Annotated in this window: 12 protein-coding genes and 2 tRNA genes; 11 read left to right on the top strand and 3 right to left on the bottom strand. The window is 66.2% G+C overall.

Going from position 1 to position 15,395, the window contains the following annotated elements; all coding sequences use genetic code 11:
• Positions 1 to 3: 3 nt before the first annotated feature.
• Positions 4 to 957, bottom strand: coding sequence for a thioredoxin-disulfide reductase (gene trxB / locus AB4059_RS02095; RefSeq protein WP_498976172.1), 954 nt, complete (start codon positions 955 to 957; stop codon positions 4 to 6).
• A gap of 132 nt (positions 958 to 1,089) precedes the next feature.
• Between trxB and ald the strand changes: the two genes are divergently transcribed.
• The 11 genes from ald to AB4059_RS02040 all read left to right on the top strand — a co-directional run bounded on the left by ald (position 1,090) and on the right by AB4059_RS02040 (position 15,165).
• Positions 1,090 to 2,157 (top strand): alanine dehydrogenase, encoded by a 1,068-nt coding sequence (ald, locus tag AB4059_RS02090; protein ID WP_498962191.1) that lies wholly within the window; start codon positions 1,090 to 1,092, stop codon positions 2,155 to 2,157.
• A gap of 60 nt (positions 2,158 to 2,217) precedes the next feature.
• A complete protein-coding gene (locus tag AB4059_RS02085; RefSeq protein ID WP_498962193.1) occupies positions 2,218 to 4,566 on the top strand; it encodes a DNA translocase FtsK in 2,349 nt (782 codons plus the stop codon).
• A 78-nt stretch (positions 4,567 to 4,644) separates the two neighbouring features.
• Entirely contained in the window at positions 4,645 to 5,262 is a 618-nt protein-coding gene (lolA, locus tag AB4059_RS02080; protein WP_498976170.1) for an outer membrane lipoprotein periplasmic chaperone LolA, read from the top strand.
• Positions 5,263 to 5,278: 16 nt separating this feature from the next.
• Entirely contained in the window at positions 5,279 to 6,646 is a 1,368-nt protein-coding gene (locus AB4059_RS02075) for a replication-associated recombination protein A (protein WP_498976168.1), read from the top strand.
• Entirely contained in the window at positions 6,646 to 7,827 is a 1,182-nt protein-coding gene (locus tag AB4059_RS02070) for an MFS transporter (protein ID WP_498976166.1), read from the top strand. The genes AB4059_RS02075 and AB4059_RS02070 overlap by 1 nt, the downstream gene beginning before the upstream one ends.
• The gene (crcB, locus tag AB4059_RS02065) at positions 7,824 to 8,222 is read left to right on the top strand and encodes a fluoride efflux transporter CrcB (protein WP_498976164.1); all 399 of its coding nucleotides are present in this window, start codon (positions 7,824 to 7,826) and stop codon (positions 8,220 to 8,222) included. Before AB4059_RS02070 ends, crcB begins: the two co-directional genes overlap by 4 nt.
• Positions 8,223 to 8,291: 69 nt before the next feature.
• Positions 8,292 to 8,858: a hypothetical protein gene (locus tag AB4059_RS02060; protein ID WP_498976162.1), complete on the top strand. Its 567-nt coding sequence runs from the start codon at positions 8,292 to 8,294 to the stop codon at positions 8,856 to 8,858.
• Positions 8,859 to 8,883: 25 nt separating this feature from the next.
• A complete protein-coding gene (locus tag AB4059_RS02055; RefSeq protein WP_498976160.1) occupies positions 8,884 to 11,019 on the top strand; it encodes a diguanylate cyclase domain-containing protein in 2,136 nt (711 codons plus the stop codon).
• 124 nt (positions 11,020 to 11,143) lie between these two features.
• Positions 11,144 to 11,548 carry a DUF4124 domain-containing protein gene (locus AB4059_RS02050; protein ID WP_498976158.1) on the top strand — a complete coding sequence of 135 codons (405 nt, stop codon included), beginning with the start codon at positions 11,144 to 11,146 and terminating at the stop codon, positions 11,546 to 11,548.
• 115 nt (positions 11,549 to 11,663) lie between these two features.
• Positions 11,664 to 14,687 carry a tyrosinase family protein gene (locus tag AB4059_RS02045; protein ID WP_498976156.1) on the top strand — a complete coding sequence of 1,008 codons (3,024 nt, stop codon included), beginning with the start codon at positions 11,664 to 11,666 and terminating at the stop codon, positions 14,685 to 14,687.
• Between the two features lie 235 nt (positions 14,688 to 14,922).
• Entirely contained in the window at positions 14,923 to 15,165 is a 243-nt protein-coding gene (locus AB4059_RS02040; RefSeq protein WP_498976154.1) for a hypothetical protein, read from the top strand.
• A gap of 20 nt (positions 15,166 to 15,185) precedes the next feature.
• Here AB4059_RS02040 and AB4059_RS02035 read toward each other — a convergent pair.
• Together AB4059_RS02035 and AB4059_RS02030 are read right to left on the bottom strand one after the other, a co-directional pair.
• A tRNA-Glu gene (locus AB4059_RS02035) sits at positions 15,186 to 15,261 on the bottom strand.
• A gap of 26 nt (positions 15,262 to 15,287) precedes the next feature.
• Positions 15,288 to 15,363, bottom strand: a tRNA-Ala gene (locus AB4059_RS02030).
• Positions 15,364 to 15,395 lie beyond the last annotated feature (32 nt).

Raw genomic sequence — 15,395 nt, 5'->3', positions numbered from 1 at the left:
GCCTCAGCCTTCCTTGTCGAGGAATTTCTCGGCGTCGAGCGCGGCCATGCAGCCGAAGCCCGCGGACGTCACCGCCTGGCGATACACCTGGTCGGCGACGTCGCCGGCGGCGAACACGCCCGGCACGGAGGTCTGCGTCGCCATGCCGGAGAGACCCGAACGGATTTCGAGGTAACCGTTGTGCATGGCCAGCTGGCCTTCGAACAGCGAGGTGTTCGGCGTATGCCCGATCGCGACGAACAGGCCGTGGATGTCGATCTGCTTCGTCGAACCGTCCTGCGTGGACTTCAGGCGCAGGCCGGTGACGCCGGCGTCGTTGCCGATCACCTCGTCGACGGTGTGGTGCCAGATCGTTTCGATCTTGCCGGCCTGCACCTTCGCGAACAGCTTGTCCTGCATGATCTTTTCGGCGCGCAGCGTGTCGCGGCGATGCACGACGTACACCTTGCGCGCGATGTTCGACAGGTACAGCGCTTCCTCGACCGCGGTGTTGCCGCCGCCGATGACCGCCACGTCCATGTCCTTGAAGAAGAAGCCGTCGCACGTGGCGCACGCGGAGACGCCGCGGCCCAGGAACTTCTGCTCCGATTCCAGGCCCAGGTACTTCGCCGTCGCACCCGTCGCGATGATCAGCGCATCGGCGGTGTATTCGCCCGAGTCGCCCTTCAGGCGGAAGGGGCGTTGCGAGAGGTCGGCCGTGTGGATCTGGTCGAAGATGATCTCGGTTTCGAAGCGCTCGGCGTGCTGCTGCATCCGCTCCATCAGGGCCGGGCCCATCAGGCCGTGCACGTCGCCCGGCCAGTTGTCGACCTCGGTGGTCGTCATCAATTGGCCGCCCTGTTGCAGACCGGTGATCACCACCGGCTTGAGGTTGCCGCGCGCGGCGTAAACGGCCGCGGTCCAGCCCGCGGGGCCTGAGCCGAGGATGAGCAGGGAGCAGTGCTTCGCAGAAGTCATGCAGGGGCGTCCGGTGGGGAGTTCGCGTAAGATGCGCGACTGGTTTTTCATCCCTCGTCGCGTCGCGGAATAGTGGCGGCGCCCCCACGACAACACAAGGCGCTTGCGCCTCCCCACGAAGAGAACACTGCAATGCGGATCGGCGTCCCCAAGGAAACCAAGACCCTCGAAGGCCGCGTCGCGCTGGTGCCGGCGGCGGCAGGCGACCTCGTCAAGCGCGGCCACGAAGTGTGGCTGGAGCAGGGCGCGGGCCTGAAGAGCGGCTTCAAGGACGAGCAATACACCCAGCTCGGCGTGAAGATCGCCGCCGACGCGGCCGCCCTGTACGAGAAGGGCGAACTCATCGTGAAGGTCAAGGAGCCGATCGCCGGCGACCTGGCGCTCCTGCGCAAGGACCACCTGCTGTTCTGCTACCTGCACCTGGCCGCCGAGCCCAAGCTCACGCGCCAACTGCTCGACATCGGCCTGACCGGCGTCGCGTTCGAAACCGTCGAGCTGCCCAACGGCGATCTGCCGCTGCTGGCGCCGATGTCGGTGATCGCCGGCAAGATCGCGGTGCAGGTGGGTACGCACCTGCTGCACCAGCCCGAAGGCGGCAAGGGCAAGCTGCTCGGCGGCCTGCCGTCGACCGAGCGCGGCAAGGTCGTGGTGTTCGGCGGTGGCAAGGCCGGCCGTGCGTCGGCCGAGCTCGCAGCGGCGGGCGGTTCGAACGTGGTCGTGTTCGAAATGCGCCAGGACCGCATGGAAGAAATGATGGCGATGGGCAACAACGTGACCGCGCTGTATCCCTATGCCGACGTCGTCGCGCGCGAAGTGGCCTCGGCCGACCTGGTCGTCGGTGCCGTGCTCGTGACCGGCGCCCGCGCGCCGCACGTGCTGACCCGCGAAATGCTCAAGGGCATGCAGGACGGTTCGGTCGTCGTCGACATTTCGATCGACCAGGGCGGCTGCTTCGAAACCTCGCGCCCGACCACCTGGAAGGAACCGACCTACGTCGAAGAGGGCGTCACCCACTTCTGCGTGACCAACATGCCGGGCGCCGTGCCGCAGACCTCCTCGCAGGCCATCTGCGCGGCCATCCTGCCGTGGGTGAACAAGCTCGCTTCGGGCAACTGGCGTTCCAACGAGGCGCTGGTGCGCGGCATCAATGTGGAAGCCGGGAAAATCGTGCATCCGGCGCTGCAGGACATGAAAGTTTGACGTAGGATCAAGGCCCTAGGGGATACACCTAAAGGCAGGTCGTACGTGTCGGCAAGGCCGGTGGCTTTGGAAGGCGGGAAATCCAGGCGCAAGAACGCGGCGGCTCCGGCCGCCGCGGGCGGCGGCGTGCGCCGCCAGCGCCTGTGGCGCGACCTCGCGCTGATCGCCATCGCCCCCGTGCTCGCCTACCTGATGGCGAGCCTGTGGACCTTCTCGCCGGCCGATCCGGGCTGGTCGCATTCGGGCAGCGTCACCGCGCCCTTGCACAACTTCGGCGGCATCGTGGGGGCGTGGACCGCCGACGTGCTGCTGTACCTGTGCGGTTACGTCGCCTTCCTGCTGCCGATCATGCTCGGGCTCATCGCCTGGATCGCCTTGTTCGGCATGGACAGCGATGGCGATGGTGATGCCGACCTCGGGCCTGCGTTGCGGTTGGTCGGCATCGTCGGCTTCCTCGTTTCGGCGACGGGCTTCCTGCACCTGCGCATCGGCGGTGCGCCGGATTTCTCGGCGGGCAGCGGCGGCATCCTCGGCCAGATCGTCGGCCGTTCGCTGTACCACGGCTTCGGGCCGGTCGGCGCCAACCTCTTCCTCGTCGCGCTGCTGCTGATTTCCACCACGCTCGCCACGGGCATCTCGTGGCTGACGGTGATGGATCGCATCGGCGGTTGGGTGCTCAAGATTCCGCCGCTGTTCCGCCGCGGCACGCAGCAGGCGGCCGAATGGCAACAGGCGCGCGCCTTGCGCGAAGAACGCGAAGAGACACGCAAGGTCGAAACCGAACTGCGCGCCAAGCGTGCGCCGGTCAAGATCGAACCGCCGCCGGCGCCCGTCGTCGAAAAGAGCGATCGCGCCAAGCGCGAAACGCAGATCCCGCTGTTCCATACCGGCGACGGCACGGGGATTCCGCCGCTCGCGCTGCTCGACGACCCCAAGCCGCAGGTGAAGGGTTACAGCGAAGAAACGCTCGAGACGCTCTCGCGCCAGATCGAATTCAAGCTCAAGGATTTCCGCATCGATGCGCAGGTCGTCGGTGCCTATCCGGGCCCGGTGATCACGCGCTTCGAACTGGAGCCCGCACCGGGCGTCAAGGTCAGCCAGATTTCCTCGCTCGACAAGGACATCGCGCGCGGCCTTTCGGTGAAGTCGGTGCGCGTGGTCGACGTCATCCCCGGCAAGTCGGTGGTCGGCCTGGAAACGCCGAACACCTCGCGCGAGATGATCTATCTCAGCGAGTTGCTGCGGTCGAAGGAATACGACAAGTCGCCCAGCCCGTTGACGCTCGCACTCGGCAAGGACATCGCGGGCCGGCCCACGGTGGCCGACCTCGCGCGCATGCCGCACTTGCTGGTCGCCGGTACGACGGGCTCGGGTAAATCCGTCGCCGTCAACGCGATGGTGTTGTCGCTGTTGTACAAGGCGTCCGCGAAGGACGTGCGCATGTTGATGATCGACCCGAAGATGCTGGAGTTGTCCGTGTACCAGGGCATCCCGCATCTGCTGGCGCCGGTGGTCACCGACATGAAGGAAGCCGCCAACGGCCTGCGCTGGTGCGTGGCCGAAATGGAGCGCCGCTACAAGCTGATGTCCACCGTCGGCGTGCGCAACCTGGCCGGCTTCAACAAGAAAGTGAAGGACGCCATCGACGCCGGCCAGCCGTTGATGGATCCGCTGTTCAAGCCCAACCCGGAACTCGGCGAAGCGCCGCGTCCGCTGGAGACGCTGCCCTTCATCGTCGTGTTCATCGACGAATTCGCCGACATGATGATGATCGTCGGCAAGAAGGTCGAAGAGCTCATCGCGCGCCTGGCGCAGAAGGCGCGTGCGGCGGGCATCCATCTGATCCTCGCGACGCAGCGCCCGTCGGTGGATGTCATCACCGGCCTGATCAAGGCGAACATCCCCACGCGCATCGCGTTCCAGGTCTCGAGCAAGATCGACTCGCGCACGATCCTCGACCAGTCGGGCGCCGAAACGCTGCTCGGCCACGGCGACATGCTCTACCTCCCGCCGGGCACGGCGATGCCCGAACGCGTGCACGGTGCGTTCGTCTCCGACGAAGAAGTGCATCGCGTCGTCGAACATCTCAAGCAAGTCGGCGGCAAGCCCGATTACATCGACGGCGTGCTCGACGAAGTGCAGACCCTGGGCGACGGCGTGGTCGTCGGTGCGACCGGCCTGCCCGAATCGGGCGGCGGTGGCGGCGATGAATCCGATCCGCTGTACGACGAAGCGGTGCGCATCGTGACCGAGACGCGGCGTGCGTCGATTTCCGGCGTGCAACGCCGCCTGAAGATCGGCTACAACCGCGCCGCGCGCCTGATCGAGGCGATGGAAGCGGCCGGCGTGGTGACGCCGCCGGAACACAACGGCGATCGCAGCGTGCTGGCCCCGCCGCCGCCGAAATAGACCGCGCGGGGCCGTGAGCCCCCATTCATCCGCCCCCGGGCAGACTTCGCCCCAACGACTTTCGTGGGACTTCCCGCCATGCGCCTGTTGACGCTCGCATTGACCACCGCGCTGTTCGCCACCGCCGCCCACGCCGGCGGCCGCGACGACCTCACCGCGTTCACGAAGAACCTCAAGGGCCTGGACGGCACGTTCACCCAGCAGGTCTTCGATGCCAACGGCAAGAAGAAGGAAGCCTCCAGCGGCCGCGTCGCGATGTCCGCGCCGCGCAACTTCCGCTGGGAATACGCCAAGCCCTTCGAGCAGGTGATCGTCGCCGACGGCAAGGCCGTGTGGGTCTACGACCCCGACCTCAAGCAGGTCACCAAGCGCGCGCAGGGCGTGGAAGAGCGCAGCTCGCCGCTGACCGCGCTGATCGATCCCACGCGCCTGGACAAGGAATTCGCGGTGACCGAGTTGCCCGCCGCCGAGGGCCTGGACTGGATCGAACTGCGCCCGCGCAGCCCCGACAACGCCAGCTTCGAATCCGCGCGCCTGGGCTTCGACAAGGCCGGCCTCAAGCACATGCGCATCGTCGACCCGTTGGGCCAGCGCACCGAGCTGCAATTCTCGGCCTGGAAGAAGAACCCCGGTTTCGCGAAGGGCACCTTCTCCTTCGCGCCGCCGAAGGGCGTCGACGTCGTCGCGGGCGGCTGATCGTTATCATCGCGCTGTGGTCAGACAGCGCACCCCCGAGATTCCCGAAGCCGACCTCCTGAGCGTGGATCGCGACGCACTGCGTCCGCTCGCCGAGCGGATGCGGCCGCGCACGATCGACGAAATGGTCGGCCAGCGTCGCCTGCTCGCGCCGGGTTCGGCCTTGCGGCGCGCCATCGAATCCGGCCACGTGCATTCGATGATCCTCTGGGGCCCGCCGGGCTGCGGCAAGACGACGCTCGCGCAATTGCTCGCCACTTATGCCGACGCGGAATTCCGCGCGGTCTCCGCGGTGCTGGTCGGATTGCCCGAAGTGCGGCAGGTGCTCGCCGAAGCGGGGCTGCGCTTTTCGCAAGGGCGTCGCACCGTGTTGTTCGTCGACGAAGTGCATCGCTTCAACAAGGCGCAGCAGGATGCGTTCCTGCCGCACATCGAACGCGGCACGATCCTGTTCGTCGGCGCGACCACCGAGAATCCGTCGTTCGAATTGAACTCCGCGCTGCTCTCGCGCTGCCGCGTGCACGTGATGGAATCGGTGTCGCCCGAAGACATCGTCGTCGCGTTGCAACGTGCGCTCGACGATACCGAGCGCGGGCTCGGCGATCGCGCATTGCAAATCGCGCCCGAGCAACTGCTCCTCATCGCCCGCGCCGCCGATGGCGACGTGCGTCGCGCGCTGACCTTCCTGGAAATCGCCGCCGACCTGGCGGGGGAGGGCGGCACCCTCACCGAGCAGACGCTCGCGCAGGTGTTGGCCGATCGCACGCGCCGCTTCGACAAGGGCGGCGACCAGTTCTACGATCAGATCTCCGCGTTGCACAAATCGGTGCGCAGTTCGAACCCCGATGCGGCCTTGTATTGGCTTGCGCGCATGCTCGATGGCGGCGCCGACCCCGGTTACCTGGCGCGCAGGCTGACCCGCATGGCGGTGGAGGACATCGGCCTGGCCGATCCACGCGCATTGCAGATGGCCGTGGACGCGTGGGAGACCTACGACCGCCTCGGCAGTCCGGAAGGCGACCTCGCATTGGCGCAAGTCGCGATCTACCTGGCGACGACATCGAAATCCAACGCCGCCTACACCGCCTGGAACCAGGCGCGCAGCGACGTGGAGGAATACGGCACGCTCGAGGTGCCGATGCACATCCGCAATGCGCCGACGAAGTTGATGAAACAACTCGGCTACGGCAAGGGCTACCAGTACGATCACGACGCGGCCGGCGGCATCGCGCTGGACCAGACCGGGTTCCCCGATGCGATGGGCGAGCGCGTGTACTTCGCGCCGACCGATCGCGGGCTGGAAGCGCGCATGAAGGAGAAGCTCGACGCCTTGCGCGCCGCGCGTTCGAAAGCGCGTGGCGAATCCGACGGAGACGACGCCTGATGCGCCGCGCGCTGGCAAGCCTGCCGAAGACGGTGTGGCTGCTGGGTGCGATCAGTCTGGTCAACGACGCGGCGAGCGACATGATCTATCCGCTCGTGCCGCTGTACATCGCGAGCGTCTTGATGGCAGGGCCGAAGGCCCTGGGCTGGATCGAAGGCGTCGCCGAAGCGGCGAGCAGCCTGTTGAAGTTGTTCTCCGGCGCGCTGGCCGATCGCATGCGGCGGATCAAGCCGTTCGTCGTCGTCGGGTATGGCCTGGCGGGGATCGCGCGGCCCTTGATCGGCATCGCGACCAGTTGGTTCGGCGTGCTGGTGTTTCGATTCGTCGATCGCGTGGGGAAAGGCCTGCGCTCGGCACCGCGCGACGCGATGCTGGCGGCGAGCGTTGCACCGGAGCAGCGTGGGCTCGCATACGGGCTGCATCGCGGCATGGACAACGCCGGCGCGGTGGTCGGCCCGCTGGTTGCGGCGGCGTTGCTCGCGATGGGGTTTTCCTTGCGGCAAGTGTTCCTGTGCGCCTTCGTGCCTGCGGTCGTCGTGTTGTTCATGGCCTTGCGATTGCGCGAACCCGAACACGCGCAAGTGAAATCGAGCGGCCCGATCGATTGGCGCTTTTCCGCATTGCCGGCGCCGTATCGCCGTTATCTGTTCGCGCTGGGGTTGTTCACGCTCGGCAACGCATCGAACATGTTCCTGCTGTTGCGTGCACAGGGCCTGGGCCTCGGGGCGAGCCAGATCACGCTGTTGTGGGCGTCCTTCTCCGCAGTGGCGGCACTGGCCTCCACGCCGTTGTCGGCGCTGTCCGATCGCGTCGGGCGCAAGCGCCTGATCCTCGCGGGCTGGGCCGGTTATGCATTGCTGTACGTGTTGTTGGGCGTGGTGCCCATCGACAAACACTGGCTGTGGGTGTTGTTCCCGGCTTACGGACTGGTCACCGCGACCATCGAAGGCGCCGAACGCGCACTCGTCGCGGATCTGATTCCCGCGCAGAGCGCGGGCACGGCCTTCGGTTGGTATTACCTCGTCACCGGCCTGTTGTTGTTGCCGGCGTCGGCGGTGTTCGGCGCGTTGTGGGAAAACGGCGCGCCGATGATCGCGTTCGGCACCAGTGCCGCGTTGGCGTTGTGCGCCGGGATCGTGCTCTGGCCGTTGCAGCAACGCCACGGTAAATTGGCCGAATGAGCGCATGGTGGCAACAGTTGATGTTGGTGATGCTCGGTGGCGCGCTCGGTGCCGCCGGGCGCTTCTGGGTCGGTGGCGCGTTGCTGCGACGCGTGGGCGATGGATGGCCGTGGGGCACGCTGGCCGTGAACCTCGCAGGGTCCTTCCTCGCCGGTTTCATCGCGATCTGGCTCGAGAATCGCGGTCCTTCGGCCTTGTATTGGCGCGCCCTGCTGATCGTCGGTTTCCTCGGCGGGTTGACGACCTATTCGGCGCTGATGCTCGAGTGCCTGCTGTTCTCGCGCTCGCAACGCAGCGACCAGGCATTGGTCTATCTCGGTGTGACGCTGGTCGCAGGCCTGATGCTCGTGTGGTTCGGCGCACGCACGGCGAGCTGGATTCGCCCCCCGTATTGAGTTGCCCGGTGGGGCGGCCCCGGTGCATCCTCGGCCCGCGGCATCCGCCGCGCACTCAAGGGGACGGGCATGCGGACTTTCGTCGCCGGCTTGATCGGCGGAATCGTGTTGTTCCTGTGGGGCGCCATCGCCCACGTCGTGTTGCCCATCGGCGAGATGGGCATGAAGGTGGCGAGCAACCAGGATGCGGCGATGACCGCGTTGCAGGCCAGCGCCGACAAGGGCGCGGGCGTGTACATGATCCCCGGCATGGACCCGGCGATGTGGCGCGACGCCGAGGCGATGAATGCCTTCACCACCAAATACAAGGATGCGCCCTCGGCCTTCGTCGTGTGGGACCCCACGCCGAACCCGAACCTGCAGACGATGGGGCCGGCGCTGGCCAAGCAGTTCGTCATCGACGTGCTCGTCGCGTTGTTCGCCGCGTGGATCCTGTCGCTCGCGCCGGTGTCCTTCGGCAAGCGCGTGCTGATGGGCGGCGCACTCGGGGTAATGGCCTGGCTGACGACCAGCGTGCCGTATTGGAATTGGTATCGGTTTCCGATGGATTTCACCGTCGGTGCATTGCTCGATTCGGGCCTGGGCCTGTTGATCGCGAGCGTGCCGATCGCATGGTGGTTGGGGCGCGGCCGCTGAGACAGTCCTGCAGGGTGCGCGCGTGGTGAGCCCGTCCGCGCGCATCCAACGGTGGCCCGGAACCCCGGGCCGCCTGTTCCTGCTCGCCATCGCCACCGCGGTCTTCGCATGGATCGCGATCGACCTCACGCGCGTGGTCGGCAGCGTGGCGTCGGTGTGGATCGCCAACGGCATCGTGGTCGGCGTGTTGTTGTTCAGGCCGACGCGGCAATGGCCGTGGTGGTTCGCCGCAGGGTGGGCCGGCGATTTCATCGCGCGCCTCGCGCATGGCGATCCGGTCGTCATGTCGATCGCCAATTCCCTGGCGAGCGTGATCGAAATCGCCTGCGTCGCCGGCGCCATCCGCCATCGCGTGCCGGACGTCACCGATGCCGCGCGGCTGATGACGCTGGCGTTCACGGCCACCGCATCGACCTTGATTGCATGCGCTCTGTCGGCGCTGATCGTCGCTGTCGTCCACGTCTCGACCGGCGGTACATCCTTCGGCACGGTCTTTCTCACCTGGTATGGCGCGCACGTCATCGGCATGGTGATCGTGGCCACCCTGATGGTCGTCGCGCGCAGGGAAGGGCGGTGGCTCTTCGGGCGCAGCGGACGCCATCTCGACTACGGGCTGTGCATGGGCACGGTGCTCGCGGTGTCCGCGGTTGTGTTCACGCAGGAACAAATGCCGCTGCTGTTCCTGGTGTTCGTGCCCTTGTTGCTGGTGGTGTTCCGACACGGCTTCGCGGGCGTGGTGGGTGCCACCGTGGTCATCGCGATCCTGAGCGGCATCGCGACGGCATTCGATACCGGCCCGTTCGCGTTGGTTCGCGCGCCCTCCCTGTTGGAGCGCACCTTGTTGCTGCAATTGTTCATCGCGGCGACTTGCCTGATCGCGTTTCCGGTGGCGACGGTGTTGTCGGAGCGTCGCCGGCTGACGGTGCGTTACCGCACGCTCGCCGATCACAGCCGCGACCTGGTCGTGCGCATGTCGGCGGCGGGCGCGCCGTCGTATGTCTCGCCCGCTATCCGCCACGTGCTCGGCTATGAGCCGGAGGAATTCCTGCGGGCGCGCTGGGACCTGGTGAACCCCGAAGATATTCCGGAGGCGTCGGCGGCTTTCCAACGCATCGCGCAGACCGGGATCTCGGAACCGGTGACCTTCCGCATCCTGCACAAGGATGGCCAGGAGCGCTGGGTCGAAGTCGCGGCCACGCGCGTGGAAAGCGGCGACCCCGGCGCGCCGTGGGAGCTCGTCGCCTCGGCGCGCGACATCAGCAAGCGAATGGAGGCGCTGGCGGCACTGGACGAAAGCCAATCGCGCCTGCGCGCGGTGGCCGACAACATGCCCGCGTTGATCGTGCACATCGACGCCGAGGAGCGTTACACCTTCATCAATGCCTATTACGAGCGCTTGTTCGGGCGCAAGCCCGAGGAACTGCTCGGGCGCACGATCCGCGACGCGCGCGGGGACGAGGCCTATTCCGAATGGGCGCCTTTCATCCATCGTGCGTTGGAAGGGCAGGAGCAGAAGTTCGAGCGCGGTCCGAGCATGTCGTCGGGCGGCCGGTACCTGCAATCGCACTTCGTGCCCGATGTCGCGCCGGATGGAACGCATCGCGGCTTCTACGCGCTGACCTTCGACATCACGCCGCTGAAGGAAGCCGAGCAGGCCTTGGCGAAGCTTGCCCGCGTGGATGCATTGACGGGGCTGGGCAACCGGCGCCAGTTCGATGAACGCCTGGCGCAGGCGATCGCGCGGTCGCGACGGCAAGCCTCGCCGCTGGTGTTGATGTCGCTGGACCTGGACAAGTTCAAGGCGATCAACGATGTGCATGGCCACCTGGCCGGCGATGCGGTGTTGCAGGCCTTCGCCGAGCGGCTGTCTTCCTGCGTGCGCGACGTGGACGCGGTGGCGCGCCTGGGCGGCGACGAGTTCGTCGTGTTGATCGAGGACGCACGCACGCCCGAAGTCGCCGAGGTGATCGCGCAGAAGGTGTTGACGGTGGTGCGCGCGCCGGTGGTGTTCGAGGGCGTGCAACTGCAGATGGGCACGAGCATCGGGATCGCGTTCGTGCAGCAGGCGGCGTCGGCGACGGCATTGCTCGCGTTGGCCGACAAGGCCTTGTACGAAGCGAAGTCCGCCGGGCGCAATACCTGGCGTGTGATCGAAGATTGATTGATCGGGTAGAAACCTGACATCAGGTCGCGGAGTTTCCTGACAGATACAGCGCCGCAGAATCGGCAATCTGGACCCACAGGAAGTCCGGCCTCTCGCCGGTCGCGAAGGCAAGGATGCCGACATGCAACGGTTCGCGTGGTGCTTCGTGCTGTCGATCGCGCCGGGCCTGTCCTGCGCCGCGGAGTTGTCGCGATGCGTGGCCGCCGATGGCGCCGTGTCCTACCAGGACACACCGTGCGAGGCCGGGAGTCGTTTGACGAAGACCATCGCCGTACCGGAGATCGCGCCCGCGCAGGCGCAGGTCGCGAAATCGAAGCCCGCGAAAGCGGGGAAGGGAAGTGCGCAGAAATCGGCGCTCGGTGGCGCGAAGCCCGCCAAGGGCGACAAGCGCAATCGCCAGCGCCAGGCGTGCGCCGCGGCGCGCGCCGAAGAAGAGCGCGTGCTCGCCGGGCTGGGGCTGGAGCGCACATTCGAGCAGTTGCGTGCGTTGGGAGACAAGGTGCACGCCGCGTGCAAAGGCCTGTGAGTGCAGGGCGACGCCGACGGGATGAATGCGGCTTTCGTTGCTCCATTCGCGCGCAGTGACCCATCCGGGCGATTGATTGCGTCCTTCCTGATGGCAGGGGCGCAAGGAGATCGTCATGCGCAAGCTCTTCAGGTTGCAGCAGTTCGCCGTCGCCGCGCTTGCGTGTTGCGCCGCGAACGCAGCGATCGCCCAGGCGGACCTGTACATCCGCGACACGCCCGCCGATACCGGCGTGCAGCCCAACCCCGATTCCGGGCCGATGTGGGTCTCCCAGGACATCTGGGTGCGCACGAGCCCCGATCCCAACTGGCGGCCAACTGCGTTCAATCCCGCCTCGCCACCGTGGACCCCCGCGGCGCATCAGAATCCCGAATATCGCAACCCGCGTTTCGGCCTGCCGAATTACGTGTACGTGCGCGTACGCAATCGCGGTACCTTGGCATCGGCCGGCACCGAGCAGTTGCATGTGTATTGGGCGAAAGCGTCGGCGGGCCCGGCATGGCCGGCCAGTTGGGTGGATGCCTACTCGACGGTGTGCGGCGCCGATCGCCTCACGGGCGCGGAAATCACCAAGCCGCGCGTCAACGCCGCCACGGCCACCGCCACGCAACGCCAAAGATTGCGGGATGCCTACATCGAAATCGCCACCACGCCCGCATTCGCACTGCTCACCGGCTACGACTACTGGACCAAGCAACAGCAAGTGCACGTGCGTGCGCCCGAACACCACAACCCGGGTTTCCTGCCGTGGCACCGGGAATTCCTCAATCGCCTGGAACTGTTGCTGCAGGAAGCCGACCCGCGGGTCAAATTGATGTATTGGCAGTGGACGACCGATCCGACCAACAGCACCGGCGGCGTGAATCTCTACACCGCGGGCTTCATGGGCAACTCCGGTCGCGGCACCGGCGGCACCGGCATGGGCGCGCCACTGTCGCCGGCGCTCGATCCGATTGCGTCCGAAAGCGCGAGCGTCGTGCGCAACCTGCGCACGGGACTCCCCGCAACGCAGTCGGATGCGACGCAGTTGGGCTGGAACAACTACCGCGGCACCGTCGCCACCGAAAACTTCAGCGTCAATATCGAGCAGACGCCCAACCACGATGCGAACCACGGTTACATCGGTGGCACCGGCGGTTCGATGGCGGTCGTCGCCTCGGCCACGCGCGATCCGTTCTTCTTCCTGCTGCATGGCAAGGTCGACGAACAATGGGCGCGTTGGCAGCGGGCGAACGCCTCGCGCGTGGAAGCAGGCACCGCCTATGGTTCCTCGGCGACCAGCGCGGTGTTGGTCAACGGTTTGCGCCCATGGAGCGGCGTGGTGCCCTCGGGCGCGCCGATCGATCCCTGGACATCGTCCGGCGGTTTCATCGTCAACAAGTCCAGCTTCGATCGCTCGGTGCTCTCGCCGCCGATCTATGACCTCGCACCACTCACGGTTCCCGTGCTCGCACCGGGGCAGGCGGTGATCCTGGAAGTCCCGTGGTATCCGCCCAAGCCGGCCGACTACGCGTGCATGGGCGACATGAACGGATTCGGCCTGTTGGCGCGCGTCACGCCGATCAGCACCGCCGAAGGGACCAATGTCACCACCAATGTCCGCAACGGCAACAACCTGGCCTGGCGGAACATCCAGGTCCTCGACAACTTCGCCGGCACGACGGCGGTGATGGCGATGATGATCGGCAACGACACCGACGCACCGATGACGACCTCGCTGCAGTTCCGCGAAGTGCCGCAGCGTTATGCACAGCTCGGGCAGTCGGTGGAAGCGATCGACGTGGGCATGCCGGCCGCGTTGTCGGACCGGATCAGCGGCCAGGCAAAGCGGGGGAGGGGACTGGCGAAGCAGGGCAGACTCGCCCTGCCGAAGGACACCGTTTTCCATCGGCTGCGTGCGCAACGCGATGCGTTGGATGGCATCGCGTTGCAACCCGGCGAGCGGTTTCCGCTGCAGGTCGTGTTCCATTTGCGCGAGGACTACAAACCGATGAAGGAGCCGTTGTCGTTCGACGTCATGCAGACGCGAACCGACTGCAGGGAGCCGCGCGTCGTCGGCGGCGTGCGGTTCGACGTCGACGTCTCGCAACTCAACCTGGTCAACGCGCGCGGCGTGTGGCGGCATGCGACCTTCGACCAGCCGCCTTCGGATTGGACGACGGTGGAGTACGACGATGCACAGTGGCAGGAAGCGCCGGCGCCGCTGGGCTTCGCGCCGCACCTGGAAGCGATGACCGGTGTGTCGCCCGGGACCAAGGTCGCTTACTTCCGCAAACACTTCGACGTGCAGGACCCGCGGGCGTTGCGCGAGCTGACCCTTCGGTTGCGCGCGGACGATGGCGCAGTCGTGTATCTCAATGGCCGCGAGGTGCATCGGTCGAACTTCGACAAACAGGTCCTGAAGCCGGTGACGGGCGCGGCGGAACTCGCGTTTTTCCCTGTGCGTCTGCCGACCGACGTCTTACGCGAAGGCAGCAACGTACTCGCCGTCGAAGTGCACCAATACGAAGACAACGCACAGGACGATCTGATCTTCGATGCAGCGCTCGCGGCCAACCGCGCCGACGCGTCAGAACCACCGAGCGTGCGCATGGCGCTCGACGACGCGCTCGTACACGCAGGCCAGCCGATGAAATTGAACGTCGATGCGGTCGATCCCAACGGCGAGATCCGCAAGGTGACGTTGTTCGTCGACGACAAACCCGTGCAGTCGGAGGCGGGCGCCGCGACGTTCGAATGGACGCCGACCGTCGGTCCGCAGCGACTGCGCGTGGTCGCCGAAGACAGCGAAGGCCTGACGACGTCCGAGGACCGCCTGGTCCTGGGGGTCGAAAACCTGCCGCCGGTCGTCAGCCTGCAGGCGCGCGTGGGCGACGCGCCGGGCACCGTCATCCTGACGGCCGATGCCACGGACGCCGACGGCAAGATCCGCAACGTCGAATTCTTCCTGGCCGACAGCGATCTGTTCGAGGCCAAGTTCGTCCCGGTGGGATCACGCAGCGAGCCGCCGTTCGAAGTGACCGTGCAGGTTCCGGAAACCGAGCACCGCATCGTTACCGTGCGCGTCACCGACGACGGCGGCGAAGTCGGGGATGCGAGTACGCATATCCACGTGGGGCCGCATCGGAGTGGGAAATGAGGCGGTGGAAGGGCCTGGAGATCGTCGGGGACTCAGGGGGACCGAGCCGTGCTTATATCAGAGACTGCGCATAATGCATCTTACGTAGTATCTCGAATGGGCTATAGACGGGTCTGCACCTGCTGGGCGGCATTTCGGGCTGCCACACGCTCCGGCCCCCCGTCTCTCCTAACCTCCACACTTGAAGCAGCCTGCTGATCTTCCGCCAGGTCCGCGATTCTTTTGAGGTCTCAGCATGACCGACATGACGCGATGGCCGACCGAACGCCTTCGCAATCATTTCGATGCCGACGAATTCCCATGGTGTGTCACCGTCAAGCGCGTGCTCACTGATGAACCGGCATGTGAATCGAAGCATCCGCCCACAAGGCCGACGACAACTGCGAAGACTGCAATGCAGTCGACCCTGACGAACATCTGCAGATGCCCGCCTGCCATCGGCATGCATCCCAAATCGCAGGCAATAAAAAACCCCTGACGAATCAGGGGTTTTTTGTTTGGCGTCCCCACGGGGATTCGAACCCCGGTCGCTACCGTGAAAGGGTAATGTCCTAGGCCTCTAGACGATGGGGACAGTAGCGGTTTGCAGCTTGAATTTTTTGGTGGAGCCAGCCGGGATCGAACCGGCGACCTCCTGCATGCCATGCAGGCGCTCTCCCAGCTGAGCTATGGCCCCACTGCTGGTGAGCCCGAAAGTTTAGGGGTGCT

Source organism: Lysobacter sp. 2RAF19, from assembly GCF_052115395.1.
In the GTDB taxonomy this organism is placed as follows: Bacteria; Pseudomonadota; Gammaproteobacteria; order Xanthomonadales; family Xanthomonadaceae; genus Noviluteimonas.
This window is presented reverse-complemented; position numbering and strand designations above follow the sequence as displayed.

Excerpts from the sequence above, each read along its gene's own strand:
- ald (WP_498962191.1), top strand. The coding sequence starts at position 1,090 with ATGCGGATCGGCGTCCCCAAGGAAACCAAGACCCTCGAAGGCCGCGTC.
- AB4059_RS02050 (WP_498976158.1), top strand. The coding sequence starts at position 11,144 with ATGCAACGGTTCGCGTGGTGCTTCGTGCTGTCGATCGCGCCGGGCCTG.
- trxB (WP_498976172.1), bottom strand. The coding sequence starts at position 957 with ATGACTTCTGCGAAGCACTGCTCCCTGCTCATCCTCGGCTCAGGCCCC.
- crcB (WP_498976164.1), top strand. The coding sequence starts at position 7,824 with ATGAGCGCATGGTGGCAACAGTTGATGTTGGTGATGCTCGGTGGCGCG.
- AB4059_RS02040 (WP_498976154.1), top strand. The coding sequence starts at position 14,923 with ATGACCGACATGACGCGATGGCCGACCGAACGCCTTCGCAATCATTTC.
- AB4059_RS02060 (WP_498976162.1), top strand. The coding sequence starts at position 8,292 with ATGCGGACTTTCGTCGCCGGCTTGATCGGCGGAATCGTGTTGTTCCTG.
- AB4059_RS02045 (WP_498976156.1), top strand. The coding sequence starts at position 11,664 with ATGCGCAAGCTCTTCAGGTTGCAGCAGTTCGCCGTCGCCGCGCTTGCG.
- lolA (WP_498976170.1), top strand. The coding sequence starts at position 4,645 with ATGCGCCTGTTGACGCTCGCATTGACCACCGCGCTGTTCGCCACCGCC.
- AB4059_RS02070 (WP_498976166.1), top strand. The coding sequence starts at position 6,646 with ATGCGCCGCGCGCTGGCAAGCCTGCCGAAGACGGTGTGGCTGCTGGGT.